Consider the following 22,570-nt stretch of genomic DNA (forward strand, 5'->3'; position numbering starts at 1 on the left):
CACCCCCCCCCCCCCCCCGCGCCGCGCGCGCCCCGGCCGCGCTGGGCGGGGGGGGCGCCCCGCCGGGGGGGGGGGGGGCCCGCGCGGGGGGGGGGGCGGGGGGGCCCGCCCCCCCCCACGGCTCTGCTCTGACGGGGCCGGTGCCCTGACGGGGGCGTATCGCACGATGTGCGGTGCGCCCCCGTCGCGGTGCATAGCACCTTTTTCACCCGAAGGTGCTAATCAACGCCGATTTCCCGATGAGCGTCCCCCAACTCGCTAGCCTGACCCTCTGTTTGGGCGGAGCCGAGGGAGGGACGGGGACGCGTGAGGGCCATACCGGGTGCGGCGCGCGCGTACATTCTGCTGACCGCGCTCTGCGCCGCCGCCTGTGTCCAGCCCGCCGTACGCGACCCCGGCTCCACGCCCTGGCTCGCGGCCGGGATGCTCGCCGGGCTCTACGCGCTCTGCGAGCTGCCCGCGCGCTGCCGCGTCCTCGGGCGCTCGCTGAACGGCTCCGTACCCGTCGCGGCCGGGTCGTTCTTCCCCGTGCTGCTCGGCGCCGCCCTGCTGCTGCCGCCCGCCGCCGCGGCGCTGGTCGCCGTGCCGGGCGCGCTGCTCGGGCGGATCGAGCAGCGCCCGCGCAGCGCCCGGCGGGTCTGGCGGGCGGCTCAGCTCGCCCTCGCCACCTGGGCGGCTTCCCGGGCCCAGGTGCTCTTCGGCGGCCCCGTCGCGCTCGGCGGCGGGGGGTACGGGCTCACGGTGCCCGACCTCCCGTACGTCCTGCTCCCGGCGGGCGCCGCCGCCCTCGCGTTCTGCCTGGTGCTCACCGCGCTGGACGGCTCGATCCTCGTCGTCGCGGAACGGAGGGAGCCGCGCGCCGCCTGGCGCGGCCTGCTGGCGAGCTCCCTCGCCCCGCACGCCGCGCACGGGCTGGCCGGGCTGATGATGGCCGTCCTGTGGCGCAGCCCGTACGGGCCGCTCTCCGCGCTGCTGGTCCTGCTGCCGATGTACATCTCCTGCTGGGTCTTCGCCCAGTACCACCGCGAGCGCGCCGCCCACCAGGCCACCATCAGGGCGCTCGTCCAGGCGGTCGACATCAAGGACACGTACACCCGGGGGCACAGTGAGCGCGTCGGGCACGCCTCCGTGCTGATCGCCCAGGAGATGGGCATGGAGCGGGAGCGGATCGAAGTCCTCCGGTTCGCCGGGATCCTGCACGACGTCGGCAAGCTCGGCGTGCCGACCCGGGTGCTGCGCAAGGACGGCCCTCTGACGCCCGAGGAGCGCCGCGTCATCGAACTGCATCCCGAGTACGGGCACGAGATGGTGCGCGGCATCGCCTTCCTGGGCGAGGCGCGGGGCGCGATCCTCCACCACCATGAACGGCTGGACGGCAGCGGCTACCCGTACGGGCTCGCCGGGGACCGGATCCCCGAGTTCGCGCGGGTGGTGGCGGTGGCCGACGCCTTCGACGCGATGACCTCGACCCGTTCGTACCGGCGCGGCCGGCCGGTCGGCACGGCGGTGGCGGAGCTGGAGCGGTGCGCGGGGACACAGTTCGACCCGGCGATGGTACGGGCGCTGGTCCGGGCCCTGGACCGGCACGGCTGGCGCACGGCGGTCACGGCGGACGAGGGGACCGCCCCGACCGCCTCGCCCGCCCCGGCCCCCCAGGCTTCCCCGCCTGCCCCGGCGTCCCCACCTGCCGCAGCGTCCCCGTCCGCCCCGGGACCGCGCGGAAACGTCCCTTCGGCCCGCACCGTCCAGCCGGGCGCGGCGGCCCCGTCCGGCGCGTCCACCCCATCGGCCCCCCGTACGGTCGGCGGCGCCACGCCCCGGGGCGGACAGGGCAGCCGGGGCAGCCGGGGCGGTCCCCGGTGACCGCCACCACCGTCCGGGCCCCGGCCGGGCACGCCCGTACCGTCCCCCTCACCGTCGTCGCGGTGTACGGCACCGCCGGGCTGCTCACCGCCGCCGGCCTCGCCTCGACCCTCTGGCACGGCCTCGCGGAACCCCGGATCGCCCTCGCCTTCGGCGTCCTCATCGCCGTCGGTGAACTCGCCCGCTGGGGCGCGCTGCCCGGCGAACGGGAGCCCGCCCCGCTCGGCGCCGCAGGGGCGCTCGCCTACGCCCTCCTCGGAGAGAACGCCGGGCAGCAGACCAGCCACGGCGTGTTCCAGACCGTCACCGTCGTCCTCGCCGCCATGCTCGCCGGAGCGGTCCCCCATGTCGCGCGCGGCCACGGCCCCACCCTCGACCACCTGGTCCGACGCGTCCTCACCGTCGGCTTCGCCGCCATCTGCTTCCAGCCGCTCTACAACTCCGGCGAACTGCGCGAACACATCGGCGCCGGTCCCGGCTACGCGTTCCTGCTCCTCGTCCTGCTGGCCCTCACCGCGCTCTGCGACGCCGTACTGGCGGCCCTGACCGTGCGCGCCCGCACCCGCCACCCCTTCGGACCGCTGCTCCGCGACGAGCTGCGCGCCCTGCTGCACATCGGCTCCGCCGTCTGTGCCACCGGCGCCGTCATCGCCCTCGGCGTCGCCGTCGCCGGGCTCTGGGCGCTGCCCGTGTTCTGCGTACCGCTGCTGCTCACACAGCTCTCCTTCCGCCGGTACGCCGCCGTACGCGCCACCTACCGCCAGACCATCGCCTCGCTCGCCCGCGCCACCGAGATCGCCGGATACACCCGGCACGGGCACGCCCGCAGGGTCGCCGACCTCAGCCGCGCCGTCGGCCGCGAGCTCGGGCTCTCCGGGCCCGAGCTGACCGTCCTGGAGTACGCCGCGCTGATGCACGACATCGGCCAGCTCTCCCTGGTCGACCCGGTCCCCGAGGGCGCCACCGCACTGCTCCCGGTCGCGGAACAGCGCCGTATCGCGCTGCTCGGCGGCGCCGTGGTCCGCCAGACCGGGGTGCCCGCCGCCGTCGCGATGGTGGTGGAGCGCCAGGCGGACCCGTACCGCGAACAGCCGCTGTCGGCCCGGATTGTCCGCGCCGTGAATGCGTACGACGACCTGGCCGGGGAAAGTGCCAGTGCGAGCGGCCCGCTCAGCGCGCTGGAGCGGCTGCGGCTCGGTACGGGGCACGACTACCAGCCCGAGGTGGTCGAATCCCTGGCGCGCGTCCTCTCCCGGGGCGGCCCGACCCCTGGTGGGGCGGGGTAACCCATGGGTAATGAGCGGGCGTCCGACCGGGCATGGTTGGATGCGAAGAAGAGGGTGTCAGGGGGCACTGCCCGAACGACCGGCAGGCGGGAATCGTGAGGATCTTCGGGAAGGTACGGCATCGGCCCTCCGCCTCGTGGCGGCAGGCCACCGACCGCGCGTTCACGCTGATCGGTGACGGCCGGTACGAGGACGCGGGCGCGCTGCTGACGCGCGCCGCCGATCTGGAACCGTGGCTCTCCGAGTCCTGGTTCAATCTGGCGCTGCTGCACAAGTTCCGGCACGACTGGGAGCAGGCGCGCGCCGCCGGGCTACGCGCCGTGGCCCTGCTCGACAAGGAGACCGGCGCGCCCGACTGGTGGAACGTCGGGATCGCGGCGACCGCGCTCCAGGACTGGCCGCTGGCCCGCCGCGCCTGGCAGGCGTACGGACTGCGCGTACCGGGCAACCCGCACAGCGTCGAGGCGAACGGCGAGCCCGAGGGCATGGAGCTGGGCAGCGCGGCCGTCCGGCTCTCCCCGGAGGGCGAGGCCGAGGTGGTCTGGGGGCGCAGGCTCGACCCGGCGCGGATCGAGATCCTGTCGATCCCGCTGCCCTCGTCGGGCCGCCGCTGGGGCGAGGTCGTCCTGCACGACGGCGTACCCAACGGTGAGCGCACCACCGCGGCGAGCCCGGACGGCACCGTCCGCGCCTACCCCGTCTTCGACGAGATCGAGCTGTGGGCGCCCTCGCCCGTACCGACCTGGGTCGTACTGCTCGAAGCGGCCACGGAAGGGGACAGGGACGCCCTGGAGCGGCTGGCCGCCGACGCCGGCTTCGCCGCCGAGGACTGGTCCTCCTCCGTACGGCTGCTCTGCCGCGCCTGCTCGGAGTCCACGATGCCGAGCGCCGAGGGCGACGGCGAGCACCTCGACCCGCACGACCACAGCGAGCCGGGCCACCCGGGGCCGCTGGGCCACCGTACGGCCGGCGAGCAGTGGGCACCGGAGCGCGAGTGCGGGATCGCGGCGCCGCCGGGACTGGTGCGCGGGTTGCTGGACGGGTGGGTGGCCGACAGCCCGGACACCCGGGAGTGGCGCGACCTCGAAGAAGTGTGCTGAACGGGGACGGGTGCGCGACGCGGGCCGCTCCGCCCACCCGTCGGGTCCGAGCGCTGCGACGCGCCCCTGAAGGCTGCCCTTAGGCTGTACGCGCACACCGGGACCGCTACGGGGTGCCGGGCCCGGCAGACTCCGCGCACGGCACACCGGTCACCGCGGACGGATCGTGCGGGCAGCATCGGTACCGAGGAAGGCGTACTGCGGACATGGCGCAGCAGGAGACGGACCAGGGATACGAGAGCGGGACCTCGGTGGCGGAGCCGGGGGACGGGTTCGTCGTGGACACGGAGGACGCGGCGGCCCGTGAGCTGGCGCACCGCGAGCGCGGCACGTCCCGCCCGATCACCGTCGTCGGGAACCCGGTGCTCCACAAGGAGTGCCGGGACGTCACGGAGTTCGGCGACGAGCTCGCCGCGCTGATCGACGACATGTTCGCCAGCCAGCACACGGCCGAGGGCGTGGGCCTGGCGGCCAACCAGATCGGTGTGGACCTGAAGGTCTTCATCTACGACTGTCCGGACGACGACGGCGCACGGCACGTGGGCGCCGTCTGCAACCCGGTGCTGGAGGAGCTGCCCCCGTCGGAGCGTCATCTCGACGACTCCAACGAGGGCTGCCTGTCCGTGCCGACGGCCTACGCCGCGCTGGCGCGCCCCGACTACGCGGTGGTCCGCGGCCAGGACGCCCGGGGCAACCCGATCAGGGTCGCGGGCACCGGCTACTTCGCGCGCTGCCTCCAGCACGAGACGGACCACCTGTACGGCTACCTGTACATCGACCGGCTGTCGAAGCGCGACCGCAAGGACGCGCTGCGGCAGATGGCGGAGAACACGCCGCGCTACGAGGTCGTCCCGAACTCCTAGGCCCTTCCCCTGGGCTCCCCGGGCTCCTGGGTCTCCTTGGGGTTCCCGGGCTCCTGGGTCTCCCGGGTTCCTGGCGCCGCCGCCGCCTCCTCCGCCGGCCGGAGGGGGTCGGCCCGCCGGTCCGAGGACGCGGGGTCGACCGTCCGGTGGTACGTCTCCCAGATCCGTACGGGGAAGACGTTGCCCCGCTCGGAGTCCGGGCCGCCGACGCCCTGCATGCCCAGGAGCTGCGGGGCGTCCGGCTTGGTACGGAACATCGCGACCGCCGTGGAGAGCTTCTCCGTGGAGCCGATGAACCACGCGGACCGCATGTAGTCGCCCGCGTTGGTGGCGCCCGCCCAGACCGGCCCCCGGGGTGCGTCGGACGTGGCCCCGTCCGCCCCGTCGGACCCCTTGGTGTTCAGGGCGCTCCACCCCGTGTTCAGGAGCGCCCCGGAGACCTGCGCGGCCACCACGCCGCTCATCGCGCGCCGCCGCTCGGGCTTGGCGAAGCCGTCGACGGGGACGCCGTCCCGCTCGACCTTCGTCACCGAGTACGGCTCCGTCTGGTTGCCCTCGTTGACGAAGGTCGTGTAGGCGCTGGCCAGCCGGACGGCGCTGGGCGTCGAGGTGCCGATGGAGAACGTCGGCTCCAGCTTCGCCATGGACTCCTCGCGCAGCCCGGCCGAGACGGCCATCCGCTTGACGTTCCGCAGGCCGATCTCCTTGCCCGCCTCGACGAACGGGGCGTGGCTCGTGCCCGTCATCGCCTCGACCAGGGGCGTCCCCGCGAACGCGGGCACGGGCACGGCGACCGAGAGCTCCGCCCCTCCCTGATCTCGCCGGTCGGCCCCCTCCACGGCCCGGACCTTGGCGGAGAGGGGCTCCAGGGTGGCGGCGTACACGAACGGCTTGAAGGCGGACCCGGCGGGCACGCCCGAGGTGTCCGCGTTGTTGCTGAAGTGGGTGATCGCGTCGGCGCCGCCGTACACCGCGACGACCGCGCCGTCCTCGGGCCGTACGGACGCCGCGCCCACCTCCACATGCCGGTCGGCCGCGCGCTTCTTCGGGTCGAGGCCGTCCTTCCGTACCTTCTCGACCGCCTTGGCCAGCGAGTCCACCTTCTCCTTGTCGAAGGTGGTGTGGATGCGGTAGCCGCCGTCAGCGAGGTCCTTGCCGGTGATGCCGCCGCGGCTCTTGAGGTACTTGTTGGCGATGTCGACGAGATAGCCGGTCTGCCCGGCCTGACTGGTCGGCTTGACCGGCTTCTTCGGTTCGGGGAAGTCCTGGTGGCGGGCGCGCTCGGCGGCGCTCATCACCCCGGTCTCGACCTGCCGGTCCAGCACCCACTTCCAGCGTTCCACGGCACGCCGGTGGTTGGCGGGGCCGAGCGCGGGGTCGTAACTGTCGGCGCCCTTGAGGAGGGTGGCGAGCAGCGCGGCCTGGCTGGGGTTCAGGTCCTCGGCGGGGACGCCGTAGTAGGCGTACGCGGCGGCCTGGACGCCGTACGAGTCACGGCCGAACCAGGAGGTGTTGAGGTAGCCCTCCAGGATCTCCCGCTTGCTCCTGCTGTTGCTGATCTTCAGGGCGAGGACGAGTTCCTTGACCTTGCGGCCGACGGTCTGGTCCTGGGTGAGGTACGTGTTCTTCACGTACTGCTGGGTGATGGTCGAGCCGCCCTGTGTCTCCTTGCCCTCGACGATGCTCTTGGCGGCGCGGGCGATGCCCGTGAAGGAGACACCCGTGTCGGAGTAGAAGTCGGCGTTCTCCGCCGCGATGACGGCGCGCTGCACGGAGACGGGGACCTGCGCGAGCGTGACGTCCTGCCGGTTGACGTCGCCGACGCTCACCATGCGGCTGCCGTCGGCCCAGTAGTAGACGGTGGCCTGGCGGCGGGCGGAGTCGTGTGCGCCGGGAATCTCGACCTGTGTGTAGACGACGGCGAAGGCCCCGCCCAGGGACACGGCGGAGAGTGTGGCGAGGCCGGACACGAGCTTCCAGGACGGAGTCCAGCGCCGCAGGCCGCGCCGGCCGTGGCGGGGGAAGTCGATGAACCGTCGGCCGGCCGGGGCGGCCGACGGGTCCGCGTGCGGGCCTTCCGGGGACTCGGCCTGCGTCTGGGCGGGTGTGGTGCGTCGCGGCCGGAGTGCGTGGGGCAGTCTCATCGGCGCGGACCTCCTCATCGGTCAAGAGCCCACCGCGGGGAGGTGGTTGCTCGGACTTGAGAGGGAAGAGGTACGGAAAGCGGAGGCCGTTGTTCCTGCGCCGGAATCTTCACATGCGGAGGGGTTTATCTGACGGGACGTCTGCTTTGGGGACCGCTTCGAGGCCCCAGGAGGCAGAGGAGGCAGAGGGGGCAGAAGGGCCGGACGGGCTTGAAGGGCCCCGGAAGGTACGGCGGTACGCGTTCGGCGTCGTCCCGAGCGTCCGCAGGAAGTGATGGCGCAGCCCCGCCGCGTTCCCGAACCCGGCCCGCCCCGCGACGCTGTCCACCGTCTCGTCCGTACCCTCCAGCAACTCCTGTGCCAGCAGCACCCGTTGGCGCAGCAGCCAGCGGTACGGGGTCGTCCCCGTCTCCTGCTGGAAGCGGCGCGCGAACGTACGCGGCGACATGTGCGCCCGTACGGCGAGCTGTTCGACAGTCATCTCCCGGTCGAGGTGCCGCTCCATCCAGCCGAGGACCTCGCCCACCGTGTCACAGGGCGAGGCGGGCAGCGGGCGGTCGATGAACTGCGCCTGGCCGCCGTCCCGGTGCGGCGGTACGACCATGCGGCGGGCGATCGCGTTGGCGACCTCGGGCCCGTACTCCTTGCGTACGAGGTGGAGACAGGCGTCGATGCCGGCCGCCGTGCCCGCCGAGGTGATGACCGGGTCCTCGTCCACGTACAGCACGTCCGGCTCGACCACGGCCCGGGGGAAGGTGCGGGCCAGCTCCTCCGCGTGCCGCCAGTGCCCGGCGCAGCGCCGGCCGTCGAGCAGCCCGGCGGCGCCGAGGATGAAGACCCCGGAGCAGACGCTGAACACCCGGGAGCCCCGGTCCACGGCGCGGCGCAGGGCGTCCAGCAGCTCGGGCGGGTAGCTGCGGGTGGTGTACGTGTCCCCGGCGGGCACGGCGATCAGATCGGCCTCCTCCAGCCGGTCGAGGCCGTGCAGGTCGCTCAGGGTGAACCCGGCGTGGGTCCGCAGGACGGGCCCCTCCGCCGAGACGACGGCGAAATCGTGGACGGGCAGGCCCTGGTCGCTGCGGTCGAGGCCGAAGACCTCGCAGAGGACCCCCAGCTCGAAGGGGTGCACTCCGTCGAGGAGGACGGCGGCCACATTGGTCAGCATGGTTCCAGTGTGCCAGCGCGTTGGCAGTAATTCGAGGGTCGATGACAGTCCTGCCACTGCCGCCTCCGGCGCCGGACGGCGACAGTGGGGACATGGACAACTTCCTGACCGTTCTCGCCCTGATCGTCCTCTTCGTCCTGGTTCTGGCGCCGCCGGTGTACTGGCACCTCAAGGACCGGGCGGTCGACCGCCGGATACGCCGCGCCGAGCATCCGGAACCAGCGGAACCACGGGCGGCTCCGCCGACCGTGGTTCCGACCGATCCCGCCCCCGCGACGCCGACAGGTGCGACGCCCGCGCCCACCCCGCGTGCACGCCCCATCCGGCTGCCGCACCGACCGCGTACCACAGCAGGTCAGGCGCGTTGAAGGTCGAGCCGAGCACCAGCCGCGCGGCGGTACTGCGCGCGGCCAGCTCGGCGGGGACCCCGGTGAGCTGGAGCAGCTCGACGGCGACGCTGAACGCGAGCGCGACCCCGGCCGCGGTACGGGGCCGTACGCGCGGCACGGCCAGCACCACCAGGACGTACACCAGCACGGTGTAGAGCGCGTCGCCCCCGTACTTCGCGACGTCGCCGGAGCCGAAGGACCGGAGCCCCAGCCCGGCTGCGACGGTCAGCACGGCGGCGCCACACGCCACCAGGCGCGTTCCCCGCGCCGTCCGCCTCCTCATGGAGCGGACTTCGTCGGCAGGGGGACTCGTCGTCATGAGGACGGACTCTACGCGGCGGCCCCCGCACCCCCCAGAAGCCGCCGCATCACCGCCACCGGCAGCGCGGGGTTGGCGGCGGCGCTCCTCGCCTGCTCCTCGTCGCCGTCCAGGAGTTCCATCAGCCGCCCGGCCGGCAGCCGTGGGTGCCGGGCAGCCCCGGCCCGGATCTCCGGCGCCTGGTCGCGGCTGAGCCGGTCGGCGAGCGCGGGGGAGAGCCCCGGATCCAGCACCGCCAGCCGGCGCAGCTCGGGCTCCTCGGCCGCCGCGAACCGCTCGGCGAGCCCGGCGACGGGGAAGCGGGGGTTCGCGGCCAGCAGGTCCCGGTGCGGGCCCCGGTACTCCTGGTAGCAGCGCAGCAGCAGCTCCGGCGGCGCGCCCGGATGGTTCTGGGCGAGCCGCACCCGTACGCCGGCGTCCTCGTCCCCCGCGAGGCGTCGTACCAGCTCGGAGGGGAGCGCCGGATCCACGGCGGCGCGGCGGCGCAGCAGGGGGTGTCGGGAACGGGCGTACGCGGCCGACTCCGCCGGGTCCAGAGGCGGCAGCCAGTGATGCTCACGCGGCCCGCAGTTCTCCTCCGCCTCGACCGTGTAGTCGATCGACGCCCGCTCGTCCTCGGTGAGTTCGGGCCGTACGGAGACGGCGGTACGGACGCCGGGGTCGGCGTCCCGGGCGAGCGCGTCGACGAGAGGGCGCGGCAGGCAGGGGCGGCGGGCCAGCTCCAGCCGGACCTTGGCGTCGGGGGAGCAGGTCAGGCGCGCGAGGACCTCGGGCGGGGTGCTGTAGTTGTGGGCGAGGGTCCACTGGTTGCCGGCGTCCGGGTCGCGGAGCAGCGAGTCGACCACGGCGGGGGAGAGCCGGTGGTTCACCAGGATCTGGGAGCGCGCGTGACAGGCGGGCATGCCCTCCAACTCCCGTTCCATCGCGACCGCGTCGTCCTCCCGTAACCGCCTCTCGGCCGCGCGGCGGACCGCCGGATGCGGGTCCGCGAGCAGCGCAGCGCGCCGCTCCGGCGACAGGTGCTGCCACATGCCCGTGCCGTTCGCCCGGACCGAGGCCATCGGATGCGTGGCGTGCGCGAGGCGTACGGAGAAGGGGACCTGGCGGGAGAAGACGAGCTCCTGGAGCTCCTGGTGGTCGTACGTCGTGTACATGCGGTCGATGACCCACTCCGGCAGCGCCCTGGCGACCCCGTCGCGCTCCGGCGGGCTCGCGAGGCGCGACCGTACGTGCCAGTGCGGATCGTCCACGAGGAGCCCGCGCACCTCCGGATCCACGTACGGATTACGGGCCAGCGCCCCGCGCACCCGGGGCTCGGGGTGGGCGACGACGGCGGCGGCCACCTCGGGCGGGAACGCCCGGCGCTCACGGCCCAGCGCGCTCCAGGCCGCCGCGTACTCCGGTTCCAGGAGGCGCAGGAGGAGTGCGGTGGGGGTGGCCGGATTGACGGCGAGCCCGCGGAGGACGGCGGGGAAGGCGGCGTCGGCGGGGGAGGCGGGGTCGGCGGGGGTGGCGTTCATGTGCGGGTACCGCCGCGCGGGATGCGACGGCCCGCGCGGTTGACGGCACGCACGGACTTCACTGCCGACCACATGGCTTCCCGCATGGCTCCCCGCCCTCTTCCGTGGGCGTTTCCCCGCCGCGCGCCCATGGTAGGAGTGTGCTGGGGGCGGACACACATGAGGGGGAAGACGCATGACGAGCAGTGCGACCGGGGGTATGCCGGGCGATGAGTTCTTTGTTCCGGGAAGCTCGTCCTTCACCGACTTTCTGACGGCCCACCGTCCGGAACTGCTGGGCACGCGCCGCTTCCTCGCGGACGGCGTCAGCGCCGTACCCGATCAATTCCCGCACGGCACCACGATCCTGGCGCTCACCTACCGGGACGGCGTCCTGATCGCCGGTGACCGGCGGGCCACCATGGGGAACCTCATCGCGCAGCGCGACCTGGAGAAGGTGCATCCCACGGACGACTACACCGCGGTCGCCTTCGCGGGCACCGTCGGGCTCGCGCTGGACATGGTGAAGCTCTACCAGGTCGAGCTGACGCACTTCGAGAAGATGGAGGGCATCCCCATGACCCTCAACGCGAAGGCGAACCGGCTGGCCGGGATGGTCCGGGAGAACCTCGGCCAGGCCATGCAGGGCCTCGCCGTGGTGCCGCTGCTCGTCGGCTACGACGAGACGGCGCCGGACGGCGCGCGCGGACGCATCTTCAGCTTCGACGTCACCGGCGGCCCGTACGAGAAGACGGACTTCTACGCGGAGGGCTCCGGATCCCCCTTCGCCCGGGGCGCGTTGAAGAAGCTGTACCGCGAGGACATGTCCCGGCACGACGCGGCCCTGACCGCCCTCCAGGCGCTGTACGACGCGGCGGACGACGACTCGGCCACCGGCGGCCCGGACATCGGACGGGGCATCTACCCCATCGTCTCGGTGATCACGGAGGACGGCTTCGAGCGGCTGCCCGAACCGGAGACGGAGGCCCTGAGCCGCGAGATGGTCGCCGGACGCCTCGACCGGCCGGACGGTCCGACTGCCACACTCTGACCCCATGAACGGTTTCGACATCGACGACGACCTGGTGCGCACCCTGATCCGCGAGCAGCACCCCGACTTCGCCGACCTGGACCTGCGTCCGGTGGACGGCGGCTGGGACAACCAGATGTGGCGCCTCGGGGACGAGCTGGCCGTACGCATGCCGCGTACGGAACGGGCCCCGACCCTGCTGCGTACCGAGCATCGGTGGATGCCCGAACTCGCCCCGCGCCTGCCGCTTCCGGTGCCGGTTCCCGTACGCGTCGGTGAACCGTCCGAGCGTTTCCCGCGCCTGTGGACCGTCACGACCTGGGTGCCCGGCGAACCGGCCGACCGGACCCCGGTCACGCGCGGCCGGCCCGCGGCCGACGCCCTGGCGGGCTTCCTCGGGCGGCTCCACCGGGAGGCGCCCGCCGACGCGCCGGTCAAGCCGGAGCGCGGGGGCCCGCTCGAAGGGAGGCGGTCGGATGTCGACGCGATGTTCGCGTCCGTCGACGGGGTGGGCGACGAGGTCCGGGAGGTCTGGGAGGACGCGCTCGCGGCCCCGGTGTGGCAGGGGCCCCCGATGTGGATCCACAGCGATCTCCACCCCGCGAACGTCGTCGTCGCGGACGGCACCCTCGCGGGCGTGGTCGACTTCGGCGACCTCGGCGCCGGTGACCCGGCGACGGACCTCGCCGCCGCGTGGGTACTCCTCCCCGAGGGCGCGGCCCCCCGGTTCCTGCACGCCTACGCACACGCGGACGAGGCGATGATCCGGCGGGCCCGGGGGTGGGCGGTCCTGCGCGGCCTGATGCTCCTCAGCGTCGGCCGGGCCGGTGACCTGGGCCTTCCCGGCGGCAAGGTCACATGGGGGCCGGCGGGCCGGGCGACGCTCGACCGTGTGGTGGTGCGGTGACTCCGTGGCCGAAAGCATGAGGACAGAGATCGTCCCGTTCGAGAGCGGCTTCGTGGCGCAGGCCGCGAACCTGCTGGCCGAGACACACACCCACGTCGGCACCGGCACCGGCGCCCTGGATCTCGCGGACGCGGACGTGGCCCGCCGTCTGGTGGCGCAGTGGCAGGGGACGGGGCCGGCGGTGGCGGCCGTACGGGACGGGGCGCTGACCGGGTTCATGGCGGCCGGCCTGCCGTGCACCCCCGGCGAGCAGTGGGCGCGCGTCCGCCTCCCCCAGCATGCCTGCGCACGGAGCCAGGACCGGCGCGCCACCTACCGGAGCCTGTACGCGGCGCTCTCCGGCCAACTGGTCTCCATCGGCGCGTACGAGCACGCCCTGGAGGTGTCGGCGGACGACCACGACACGATCTCCTGCTTCGTCGAGCTGAGCTTCGGGATCGACCACATCAGGGGCTTCCGGCCGGTCGCGCGCCCGGAGGCACCGGCAGGGCCCCCACGGGGGACGCGGCTGCGTACGGCACGCGCGGGAGACCTGGACCGGATGTTCGACCTGGCCGTGGAACTCCAGCGCTTCCACGCCGGGCCCCCGGCCCTGCGCCCCGCGCCGCCCGACCTCCGGCCGATCAGGGACAGCCTGAGGGCGGCACTGTCCGACGAAGGCCAACTCCTCCTCGTCGCCGAGGAAGAGGAGCACGGCCACCTGACGGGCCTGATCCAGGCCGCGCCGGACACCCACTACCTCGGCGCGGCGACGATCGGCATCGCGGCGGTGACAGCGCGGTCCCGGTCGACGGGGGTGGGAACGGCGCTGGTCGCCGCCGCCGAGAAGTGGGCGGCGGGGCGCGGCTTCGCCACGTACGGCACCAATTGGTCGTCCGCGAACCAGGTCAGCGACGCGTTCTGGCGTGGCCGGGGCATGATCCCGGCCCAGTTCAAGCTCAGACGCCTGATCGACTCCCGCGTCGTATGGGCCGACGCGCGGCTGAGTTACGGGCAGGGCGCCCCGTAACGCCCGTGACCTGCCTCGTCGCCTCACGCGGCCTCGATTGTCAGTGGTGCCTGCGAGACTGCCCGGCATGACCGAACCAGACCCGAAGGCAGACCTTCTCCGCTACCTGCAAGCCGCCCGTGACGCGCTGTTGTGGAAGCTCGACGGGCTCTCCGAGTACGACATACGCCGCCCCCTGACCCCCACCGGCACCAACCTGCTCGGCTTGGTCAAGCACGTCGCCGGTGTGGAACTGGGCTACTTCGGCGACACCTTCGGACGTCCGTTCTTCGTGGCGGAGCCGCCGCCCTGGTGGTACACGGAGGACGCCGCCGCCAACGCCGACATGTGGGCGACGGCCGACGAGTCACGCGAGGAGATCATCGGCCTCTACCACCGGGCATGGGAGCACGCCGACGCCACGATTGCGGCGCTCCCGCTCGACGCGATCGGTCACGTCCCCTGGTGGTCGGAGGGCCGCCGCGAGGTGACCCTGCACCGCATCCTGGTCCACATGGTCTCCGAAACCCAACGCCACGCCGGCCACGCCGACATCGTGCGGGAACTCGTCGACGGGGCAGCCGGCCTGCGTCAGGGCAGCGACACCATGCCACCGGGCGACGAGGCGTATTGGGAGTCGTACCGGCGCGACCTGGAGCGCGTGGCGCGGGAAGCGGACGGGCGCTGACGCGTCCGGGGAGGGCTGTGGCCGAGGTCGGGCGAGTGCGGGCCCTGGAACGCCGTGCGTGCGGTGCGTCAGGCTCCACTCGCCCCCGGTGCGGCGCCAAGCCCCAGCGGCCGGGGGCCTGCTCAACGCTCCGGACCTGACCGTGGAACGGATCGGCCCTCCCGCATGCGCAGGATCAAGGTGACCGCGTCCTCCGGGCGGGTTCCGGGAGTCAGGACTTCCTGCAAGAGGAGGCCGCGCATCGCGGCAACGGTGACGGTGGCCACATCCCGCGCTTCCTTCGTGTCGAGACCTTCGCGTTCCGCGAGTGAGGACAGCATCACGGTCAGGTCGCCGATCGACTCCACGAACTCACGGAAGTCCTCAGGGCCGTACGCGGCCAGTCCGACGACGTAGAAGAAGCCGCGGACACGCGACAGATGCTCAGGCCGGGTGTAAGTACGCCAGACCGCCCCAACGAAATCGTCGAAGGTGCCCTGCTGGGCGGCCTCCAAGAGTGCCTCGTTGTCACGGGACCGCTGCGCCTTGAGCAGGGCGGCCAGGACGCCCGGGAGCGACCCGAAGTGGTAGCGCAACAGGGCGTGGCTGGTCTCGATCCGGGCGGCGATCTCACGGAGTGACATCTCCGGCGGGGGAAGGGCCTCGCCGAAGGCGTCGAGAAGCCGTGCCAGGAGTCGCTCGCGCGCGCTGCCCTTGCGTTCCGAGGTTGACAGGATCACTCCCACAGTTTATCCATTGGAAAAGAAATTCGGCGACATCACTGTCGAGCGCGGCGCCACCTCGACGATTCCACAGCGACCCTGATGGCGCGCTCGCCAGGTTGCCCTGGCTGTTCTCCGACCCCACCAACGCCGTCCGCGTCATCCAGGGCGGCCACCTTATGAAGGACCTCAGATGAGCACCATGTGGCAGGGCTGCCTCGCCCACACCGACTACTTCGAGATGCGCTCCAGCGGTGGGCACGACTACGGCGTCTGGGTCACCACGCCACCGAACTACGACCCTGCCGCCGCGCAAGCGCCTGTCGTGTACGTGCTCGACGGCAACTGGACCGTGGGCATGACCGCCCCACTCGTCATCACCCAACTGGACTTCATGCAGCCGATTCAGCCCTACGTCCAAGTCAGCGTGGGTTACGCGGGCGAGGACGCGGAGCACTGGGAGCGGTTGCGCAGCCGAGACCTCCTGCCCCCCGGCGAACCCCTCGCGAAGGAGTTCATCGACGCGGTGGAGACGGGGGTGCAGACGGGCGTGACGTCTCGCGAGCGAGCCGACGCCTACCTCGCTGAACTGAACGACACCCGCGGGGATGTGTTCCTGAACTTCCTTACCGCCGAACTACACCCGCGGATCGAACGTGAATACGGCACAGCCCCGAGCGGTCACGGTCTCTTCGGCTATTCCCACGGCGGACTCTTCGGTCTCTACGCCTGGCTCAACAGCGGCACGTTCTTCGACAGCATCGGTGCGGGCAGCCCCGGCATCATCAGTACGGACAGTCAGGTCTTCGCTCAGCTTCAAGCAATGGGTGACACCCTGCCCGCTACCAAGCTTCACGTGACCTTCAACGATCGAGAGATCCTCGGAGACCTGGCGGTCTACCAGAATCTCGCGACGAACGCGGCCACGTTCCTTCACCGCCTCACCTCACGCGGCGGATCCGTCACCAGCGCGGTCATGCACGAAACGCACGTGACGGGGCTACAGGCATCGTTCCTCAGCTACCTCAGGACCTGCCGTGCCCAGTAAGCCTGGACGCCGCGGCTCTGCCTGCGCTCCCTTCACGGCTACGCTGCCCGCCATGTTGGGCAGCGCCGATTCGCCGATGATGAAGCACCGCCAGCGTCCCGGCCGCCAACGCCGTGACCCACGGCCGTACCCCCGGACGGGACTTCGAGGTGCGGCTCGGGCTCGGTGCCGATCGGGTGCGGGTCGAGGTGATCGACACCCGGCCCGAACGGCTGCCCCGCGTGCCGGGGATCTCCGCGCCGCCCGCCGCGGACTCGACCGGTGGGCGGGGGCTGTTGCTGGTCGCCGCGTATGCCGACCGGTGGGGGTGGGGCGTACGGGATCCGTACACCAAGATCGTCTGGGCGGAGGTGGGGTATCGCGCGGCCGAGTACCTCTTCTCCCCGGAGGGGGAGTGAGAGGCAGTCAGGAAGCGGGGCAGGCGCCGTCGTCGACGGAGATGGACACGAAGTCGTAGCCCATGGCCCGCTTGGCCTTCATGGCGTAGACGTTGAGGCAGAGCGCGGTGTCGGTGCCCTCGGCGGTGACGGTGTAGTCGGCCTGTTCGGCTCCGCCGTCGTACAGGGCGGACTCCGGACGGTCCGAGGCGAGTGCGACGGTCAGTCCGTCCTCGGAACGGTGGCCCGCCTCCGCTATGCGGCCCCGCAGGATCCCGTCGTACAGGCCGGTCGCGCTCCCGGGGCCGAACTGGGCCTCACGCGACAGTTCGGTGGTCGCCGCTGTCACGGCGTTCCGCAGGTCGGTCCCGCCCCAGTCGTCGGAGGAGCCGAGGAGGTCCGGGTGGTAGAGGAGGTACATGCCGCCGGCCGCGAAGAGCAGGGAACCCACGATGAGGGCGCGGCCGATGGGGTTGTGCGGGTTGTAGACGTAGCGGCTGGTGCCCCACTTGCTGCGTACGAAGACACGGTCCGCGTCGTCACTGCTGTTGGTCATGGGCCGATTCTCGTCATCGGTCTGTGTTTTCGGCCAGTCGCGGGGACGGCCCGCCGGAAGAACCGGCGGGCCGTCCCGCGCGATCGGGGGAACGGAGCGTGATCAGTCGCGCTGCGTGTTCGCCGGGAGCTTGCGGAGCTTCATGTTCTCCGCGGTGTCCGAGCCGAACCCGTAGTCCAGGATCTTCGCCGCGTCGCCGTACCGGTCGGTGCTGTTCAGGACCGTGCCGACGAGGGTCTTGTCGCCACGGGTGGCCGCGAAGACCAGGCATTCGCCCGCCGGGGTCGTCGTACCGGTCTTGATGCCGATGACGCCGTCGTACGAACCGAGCAACTGGTTCGTGTTGTTCCAGGTGTAGTAGCGCGTACGGCCGTTGGCGGCCGGGGCCTCACCCTTGTACTGCTTGGTCGCGACGACCGTACGGAAGGTGTCGTTCGTCATCGCGTGCTGGGCCAGCTTCGCCAGCTCGGTGGGGGTGCTGGAGTCGGTGCCCACACCGTCGAAGGAGTCGAACTCGGTCTTCGGCAGGTAGAGCTCGTCGGCCTTCGCGTTCATCTGCGCGACGAAGGACTCGGCCCGCTCCTCGGTGGTGTCGCCGGTGCCGAAGGTGTCGGCGAGGGCGTAGCCGGCGTCGGCGCCGGAGGGAAGCAGCGACGCGTAGAGAAGCTGACGGATGGTGAGCTTGTCACCGGTCTGGAGATCCGCCGTGCTGGTGCTGTGCTCGGTGACGTAGTCGCGGTACTCCTGCTTGACGGGCACCTGGCGGTCCAGGTCCACGCCCTTGTCGAGCACCACGTACGCGGTCATGATCTTCGCCGTGCTGGCCATGGGGCGGACGGTGTCCGCGTCCTTGCCGTACAGCGTCTCGCCGCTGTCGCCGTCCAGCAGGGCGGCGCCCTTGGCGGAGACCGTGGGCTCGGCCGGCGCGGCGGTCGCGGTCTGGGCGACCAGTGGGGAGAGCGCGAGCAGCGCGCCACCGGCGACGGCGGCGGCCCTGCGCTTGGTCAGTATCTTGGCAGTCAAGAGGAAATGCTCCGTCTCTGCATTGCTTGTGGTGGAACTGTCGTGCTGAAGGGGCCCGTGGGGTGTGAGTGGCCCCTACATGAAAAACGTGCTGACCGCGTCGGTTGGTTGCGTTCAACCTTGTAAAGATCCTGGGGAACCTGTTCGAGGGCCGGTCATCGGGACGATTCCGGTCAACCGCCGAACCAGGGTGACCCCGCTCGGTCAGTATGGGCAGATCATGGATACTCATATCAGTCCCACGCAGCGGCTGGCCCTGGTCACCGGCGCCAACAAGGGCATCGGGTTCGCGGTCGCCGAAGGGCTCCTCGGGATGGGGATGACGGTCTACCTCGGTGCCCGCGACACGTACCGCGGGACCTCGGCCGTCTCCACCCTGGCCGCGCGTGGATACGACGCGCGATTCGTCCAGCTCGACGTCACCGACCAGGCGTCGGTCGACGCGGCGGCCCAGGCGATCGCCCACGAGGCCGGCGGGCTCGACATCCTGGTCAACAACGCCGGGGTGCTCGCCACGCCCATCCACAAGCCGAGCCGTACCTCGGTCGACGAGATGCGCGCCACCTACGAGATCAACGTGTTCGGCGTCGTGGCCGTGACCAACGCGATGCTGCCGCTGCTCCGCCGGTCCCAGGCCGCACGCATCGTGAACCTCACGAGCAACCTCGGCTCGGTGTCCCTCGCCGCGTCGAACCGGGCCTTTCCCCAGTTGCTGGCCTACAACTCCTCGAAGGCCGCGCTGAACGCCCTCACCGTCACGTACGCGAACGAGCTGCGCGCCGAGCGGATTCTCGTCAACGCCGTCTCCCCCGGATCCGTGGCGACCGACCAGAACGGGCACGCGGGCGCGCTGACCGCCGCGGAGGGGGCCCTGCTGCCCATCCGGATGGCGACCCTGCCGCCCGGCGGCCCGACGGGCACGGCCGTCACCGCCGACGAGGACCTGAGCCAGCATCCGCTGCCCTGGTGAACGCACCGGGGCCGGGACAAGGGGAAACCCCCCTGCCCCGGCCCCGCTCCTGAACTCGCCTGACCGTACGACTAGAAGTCGTCGTCGAAGCCGACCGTGCCCTCCACCGCCACCTGGTACGCCGACGGGCGGCGCTCGAAGAAGTTCGTCAGCTCCTGGACACCCTGGAGCTCCATGAACGCGAACGGGTTCTCCGATCCGTACACCGGCGGGAAGCCGAGACGCTGGAGCCGCTGGTCCGCGACGCACTCCAGGTACGCGCGCATCGACTCCGTGTTCATGCCCGGCAGTCCGTCGCCGCACAGGTCGCGGCCGAACTGCAGCTCCGCCTCCACCGCCTCCTTCAGCATGTCCGTGACCTGCTGCTGGAGCGCGTCGTCGAACAGCTCCGGCTCCTCCTTGCGGACCGTGTCCACGACCTCGAAGGCGAAGTTCATGTGCATGGTCTCGTCACGGAAGACCCAGTTCGTGCCGGTGGCCAGGCCGTGCAGCAGGCCGCGCGAGCGGAACCAGTAGACGTACGCGAACGCCCCGTAGAAGAACAGGCCCTCGATGCACGCCGCGAAGCAGATCAGATTCAGCAGGAAGCGGCGCCGGTCCGCCTGCGAGTCCAGGCGGTCGATCTTCTCCACCGAGTCCATCCAGCGGAAGCAGAACTGCGCCTTCTCACGGATCGACGGGATCTCCTCGACCGCGTCGAAGGCCGCCGCGCGGTCCTCCGGGTCCGGGAGGTACGTGTCCAGCAGGGTCAGATAGAACTGGACGTGCACGGCCTCCTCGAAGAGCTGGCGCGAGAGATAGAGCCGCGCCTCCGGGGAGTTGATGTGCTTGTAGAGCGTCAGCACCAGGTTGTTCGAGACGATCGAGTCGCCCGTCGCGAAGAACGCGACCAGCCTGCCGATCATGTGCTGCTCGCCGGGGGACAGCTTGGCGAGGTCGGCGACGTCGGAGTGGAGGTCGACCTCCTCCACCGTCCAGGTGTTCTTGATCGCGTCGCGGTAGCGCTCGTAGAAGTCCGGGTAGCGCATGGGGCGGAGCGTCAGCTCGAAGCCCGGGTCCAGGAGGTTCTTCCCCGCTGATTCGGTGGACGTCATTACTGGCATGCCTCGCAGGACTCGGGGTTTTCCAGGGAGCAGGCGATCGCCTCGTCGGTCGGGGTCGCCTGTACGGGGACGGGGACGGGGACAGGGGTGGGAGCGGCCGCGGGGGCCGGCGCCGACTGCCCGCCGGCCGCCCGCGCGATCCGGGTCGCCGGGCGGGACCGCAGGTAGTACGTCGTCTTCAGCCCCTTCTTCCAGGCGTACGCGTACATCGAGCTGAGCTTCCCGATGGTCGGCGTCTCCAGGAACAGGTTCAGCGACTGGCTCTGGTCCAGGAACGGCGTACGCGCCGCCGCCATGTCGATCAGTCCGCGCTGCGGGATCTCCCAGGCCGTACGGAACAGCTCCCGTACCTCCGCAGGGATCCAGGTGAAGCCCGCCACCGAGCCGCTCGACTCGCGCAGCGCCTCGCGCGTCTGCGCGTCCCAGACGCCGAGCCGCTTCAACTCGTCCACCAGGTACGAGTTGACCTGGAGGAACTCCCCGGAGAGCGTCTCGCGCTTGAACAGGTTCGAAACCTGCGGCTCGATGCACTCGTACACACCCGCGATGGACGCGATGGTCGCCGTCGGCGCGATGGCGAGGAGGAGCGAGTTGCGCATGCCGGACTTCGCCACCCGGGCGCGCAGCGCCGCCCAGCGCTCCGGCCAGTTCAGCTCCACGTCGTAGTGGTCGGGGTGGAGCACCCCGCGCGCCGCGCGCGTCTTCGACCAGGCGGGGAGCGGGCCGTTGCGCTCGGCGAGGGCGCAGGACGCCTCGTACGCCGCGAGCATGATCCGCTCGGCGATCCGGGTGGAGAGCGCGGCGGCCTCGGGGGAGTCGAAGGGCAGCCGCTTCTTGAAGAAGACGTCCTGGAGCCCCATCGCGCCCAGGCCCACCGGGCGCCACTTGGCGTTGGAACGGCCCGCCTGCTCGGTCGGGTAGAAGTTGATGTCCACGACCCGGTCGAGGAAGGTCACGGCCGTGACGACGGTCTCGTCCAGCCGCTCCCAGTCGATCTCGCCGGTGGCCGCGTCCACGAACGCGCCCAGGTTGACCGAGCCGAGGTTGCAGACGGCCGTCTCGCCGTCGTCCGTGACCTCCAGGATCTCCGTGCAGAGGTTGGAGGAGTGGACGGTGTGGCCGGGCTCGGCGGTCTGGTTCGCCGTACGGTTCGACGCGTCCTTGAAGGTCATCCAGCCGTTGCCGGTCTGCGCGAGGGTGCGCATCATCCGGCCGTACAGCTCACGGGCCTTGATCGTTTTACGTGCGAGACCGTCGGCCTCCGCCTTGCGGTACGCGGTGTCGAACGCGTCGCCCCACAGGTCGACCAGCTCCGGCACGTCCACCGGCGAGAAGAGCGACCACACGCCGTCCGACTCGACCCGGCGCATGAACTCGTCGGGGATCCAGTGCGCGAGGTTGAGGTTGTGCGTACGGCGCGCGTCCTCGCCCGTGTTGTCCCGCAGTTCGAGGAACTCCTCCAGGTCCGCGTGCCAGGTCTCCAGGTAGACGCAGGCGGCGCCCTTGCGCCGGCCGCCCTGGTTGACGGCCGCGACGGAGGAGTCGAGGGTCCGCAGGAACGGGACGATGCCGTTGGAGTGGCCGTTCGTCCCCCGGATCAGTGAACCGCGCGAACGGATACGGGAGTACGAGAGCCCGATCCCGCCCGCGTGCTTCGAGAGCCGCGCCACCTGGTGGTAGCGGTCGTAGATCGAGTCCAGCTCGTCCAGCGGCGAGTCCAGCAGGTAGCAGGACGACATCTGCGGGTGGCGGGTGCCGGAGTTGAAGAGCGTGGGGGAGGAGGGGAGGTAGTCCAGCCGGCTCATCAGCCGGTAGAGCGCGGCGACCTCGTCCAGCGCGTGCGCGCTCTCGTCCTCGGCGAGCCCGGCGGCGACCCGCAGCATGAAGTACTGGGGCGTCTCGATCACCTGACGGGTGAGCGGATGCCGGAGCAGATAGCGGCTGTAGAGCGTACGCAGCCCGAAGTAGCCGAAGCGGTCGTCGGCGTCCTGGTCGATCAGCGCGTCGAGCCGGTCGGCGTGGCGCGTCACGAAGGCGGCCGTACGGTCCGCGATCAGGCCCTCGCGCTGCCCGACGGCGATGGACGCGGAGAACGACACGGCGCCCTGGGAGGCCGCCTCGTCGGCGATCGTACGGGTGAGCAGCCGGGCGGCGAGACGGGAGTAGGCCGGGTCCTCCGAGATCTGCCCGGCCGCCGCCTCCGTGGCCAGCTCGCGCAGCTCGGCCTCGTCCGAACGGGCGTTGCGGCCACGCAGCGCGGCGGCGGCGATCCTGCCCGGGTCGGCGTCGGGCAGATCGGCGGTCAGCTCGGTCAGGGTCCGCAGCAGCGCGGTGCCGGGGGCGTCGGCCTGCCCGGCGGCGGTCGCCGCCCCGTGCTCGGACTGTGCCTCGGACTGTGCTTCCGAGACAACTGAAACCGGATCCGCTGGCGCGATGGTCACGTGGTTCTCTCCCTCGCTCGGCTCTGGGCCACGAGGAGGCACGGGTCCGCGCGCACGGACGTACCCCGCCCTCGCAGGGCGGCACACCGCGCCGCGTCCACCGGCCCAAC

19 protein-coding genes and 1 pseudogene are annotated in these 22,570 nt (G+C 71.8%); 11 read left to right on the top strand and 9 right to left on the bottom strand.

Annotation, left to right across the window (positions count from 1 at the left end; translation table 11 throughout):
* The first annotated feature begins 306 nt into the window (after positions 1–306).
* The 4 genes from ACIO3P_RS33085 to def all read left to right on the top strand — a co-directional run bounded on the left by ACIO3P_RS33085 (position 307) and on the right by def (position 5,112).
* Positions 307–1,863 carry an HD-GYP domain-containing protein gene (locus ACIO3P_RS33085; protein ID WP_401851275.1) on the top strand — a complete coding sequence of 519 codons (1,557 nt, stop codon included), beginning with the start codon at positions 307–309 and terminating at the stop codon, positions 1,861–1,863.
* A 62-nt stretch (positions 1,864–1,925) separates the two neighbouring features.
* Positions 1,926–3,149 (top strand): HD-GYP domain-containing protein, encoded by a 1,224-nt coding sequence (locus tag ACIO3P_RS33090; protein ID WP_401851756.1) that lies wholly within the window; start codon positions 1,926–1,928, stop codon positions 3,147–3,149.
* Positions 3,150–3,244: 95 nt separating this feature from the next.
* Entirely contained in the window at positions 3,245–4,249 is a 1,005-nt protein-coding gene (locus ACIO3P_RS33095; protein ID WP_329829291.1) for a hypothetical protein, read from the top strand.
* Between the two features lie 206 nt (positions 4,250–4,455).
* Positions 4,456–5,112 carry a peptide deformylase gene (gene def, locus ACIO3P_RS33100; protein ID WP_329829292.1) on the top strand — a complete coding sequence of 219 codons (657 nt, stop codon included), beginning with the start codon at positions 4,456–4,458 and terminating at the stop codon, positions 5,110–5,112.
* Here the strand turns inward: def and ACIO3P_RS33105 are convergent.
* The 4 genes and pseudogenes from ACIO3P_RS33105 to ACIO3P_RS33120 form a co-directional block, all read right to left on the bottom strand.
* Complete coding sequence (locus ACIO3P_RS33105; protein ID WP_401851273.1) at positions 5,109–7,256, bottom strand: transglycosylase domain-containing protein; 2,148 nt, start codon at positions 7,254–7,256, stop codon at positions 5,109–5,111. The genes def and ACIO3P_RS33105 overlap by 4 nt on opposite strands.
* Positions 7,257–7,365: 109 nt before the next feature.
* Complete coding sequence (locus tag ACIO3P_RS33110; RefSeq protein ID WP_401851270.1) at positions 7,366–8,421, bottom strand: GlxA family transcriptional regulator; 1,056 nt, start codon at positions 8,419–8,421, stop codon at positions 7,366–7,368.
* 303 nt (positions 8,422–8,724) lie between these two features.
* Positions 8,725–9,093: pseudogene (locus ACIO3P_RS33115) on the bottom strand (DUF2809 domain-containing protein); the annotation flags it as partial.
* A gap of 47 nt (positions 9,094–9,140) precedes the next feature.
* Positions 9,141–10,649: a translation initiation factor 2 gene (locus ACIO3P_RS33120; RefSeq protein ID WP_401851267.1), complete on the bottom strand. Its 1,509-nt coding sequence runs from the start codon at positions 10,647–10,649 to the stop codon at positions 9,141–9,143.
* A gap of 175 nt (positions 10,650–10,824) precedes the next feature.
* On the opposite strand from ACIO3P_RS33120, the gene prcB reads away from it, so the two are divergent.
* From prcB to ACIO3P_RS33140, 4 genes are all read left to right on the top strand, one after another.
* Positions 10,825–11,679 (top strand): proteasome subunit beta, encoded by an 855-nt coding sequence (gene prcB / locus ACIO3P_RS33125; protein ID WP_329829297.1) that lies wholly within the window; start codon positions 10,825–10,827, stop codon positions 11,677–11,679.
* 4 nt (positions 11,680–11,683) lie between these two features.
* Positions 11,684–12,565 (top strand): aminoglycoside phosphotransferase family protein, encoded by an 882-nt coding sequence (locus ACIO3P_RS33130; protein ID WP_401851264.1) that lies wholly within the window; start codon positions 11,684–11,686, stop codon positions 12,563–12,565.
* Between the two features lie 4 nt (positions 12,566–12,569).
* On the top strand, positions 12,570–13,574 hold the full coding sequence (locus ACIO3P_RS33135; RefSeq protein ID WP_401851261.1) for a GNAT family N-acetyltransferase: 1,005 nt from the start codon (positions 12,570–12,572) through the stop codon (positions 13,572–13,574).
* A 67-nt stretch (positions 13,575–13,641) separates the two neighbouring features.
* Complete coding sequence (locus ACIO3P_RS33140; RefSeq protein ID WP_329829301.1) at positions 13,642–14,241, top strand: DinB family protein; 600 nt, start codon at positions 13,642–13,644, stop codon at positions 14,239–14,241.
* Between the two features lie 122 nt (positions 14,242–14,363).
* Here ACIO3P_RS33140 and ACIO3P_RS33145 read toward each other — a convergent pair whose 3' ends face one another.
* Positions 14,364–14,966, bottom strand: a complete 603-nt coding sequence (locus ACIO3P_RS33145) for a TetR/AcrR family transcriptional regulator (RefSeq protein ID WP_401851258.1) — start codon at positions 14,964–14,966, stop codon at positions 14,364–14,366.
* A gap of 169 nt (positions 14,967–15,135) precedes the next feature.
* On the opposite strand from ACIO3P_RS33145, the gene ACIO3P_RS33150 reads away from it, so the two are divergent.
* Positions 15,136–15,990 (top strand): alpha/beta hydrolase-fold protein, encoded by an 855-nt coding sequence (locus ACIO3P_RS33150; protein WP_329829303.1) that lies wholly within the window; start codon positions 15,136–15,138, stop codon positions 15,988–15,990.
* Positions 15,991–16,103: 113 nt separating this feature from the next.
* Positions 16,104–16,388 (top strand): ATP-binding protein, encoded by a 285-nt coding sequence (locus ACIO3P_RS33155; protein WP_329829304.1) that lies wholly within the window; start codon positions 16,104–16,106, stop codon positions 16,386–16,388.
* A gap of 7 nt (positions 16,389–16,395) precedes the next feature.
* Here the strand turns inward: ACIO3P_RS33155 and ACIO3P_RS33160 are convergent, their stop codons facing one another.
* Both ACIO3P_RS33160 and ACIO3P_RS33165 read right to left on the bottom strand, forming a co-directional pair.
* Positions 16,396–16,923 (bottom strand): hypothetical protein, encoded by a 528-nt coding sequence (locus tag ACIO3P_RS33160; protein ID WP_329829305.1) that lies wholly within the window; start codon positions 16,921–16,923, stop codon positions 16,396–16,398.
* Positions 16,924–17,025: 102 nt separating this feature from the next.
* Entirely contained in the window at positions 17,026–17,946 is a 921-nt protein-coding gene (locus tag ACIO3P_RS33165; RefSeq protein ID WP_329829306.1) for a serine hydrolase, read from the bottom strand.
* 220 nt (positions 17,947–18,166) lie between these two features.
* Between ACIO3P_RS33165 and ACIO3P_RS33170 the strand changes: the two genes are divergently transcribed.
* On the top strand, positions 18,167–18,916 hold the full coding sequence (locus ACIO3P_RS33170) for an SDR family oxidoreductase (protein WP_329829307.1): 750 nt from the start codon (positions 18,167–18,169) through the stop codon (positions 18,914–18,916).
* A 71-nt stretch (positions 18,917–18,987) separates the two neighbouring features.
* Here ACIO3P_RS33170 and ACIO3P_RS33175 read toward each other — a convergent pair whose 3' ends face one another.
* Positions 18,988–20,010, bottom strand: a complete 1,023-nt coding sequence (locus ACIO3P_RS33175; protein WP_329829309.1) for a ribonucleotide-diphosphate reductase subunit beta — start codon at positions 20,008–20,010, stop codon at positions 18,988–18,990.
* Positions 20,010–22,460: a ribonucleoside-diphosphate reductase subunit alpha gene (locus ACIO3P_RS33180; RefSeq protein WP_329829311.1), complete on the bottom strand. Its 2,451-nt coding sequence runs from the start codon at positions 22,458–22,460 to the stop codon at positions 20,010–20,012. Before ACIO3P_RS33180 ends, ACIO3P_RS33175 begins: the two co-directional genes overlap by 1 nt.
* Positions 22,461–22,570 lie beyond the last annotated feature (110 nt).

It is taken from the genome of Streptomyces sp. NPDC087310 (assembly GCF_044744405.1).
Lineage (GTDB): Bacteria > Actinomycetota > Actinomycetes > Streptomycetales > Streptomycetaceae > Streptomyces.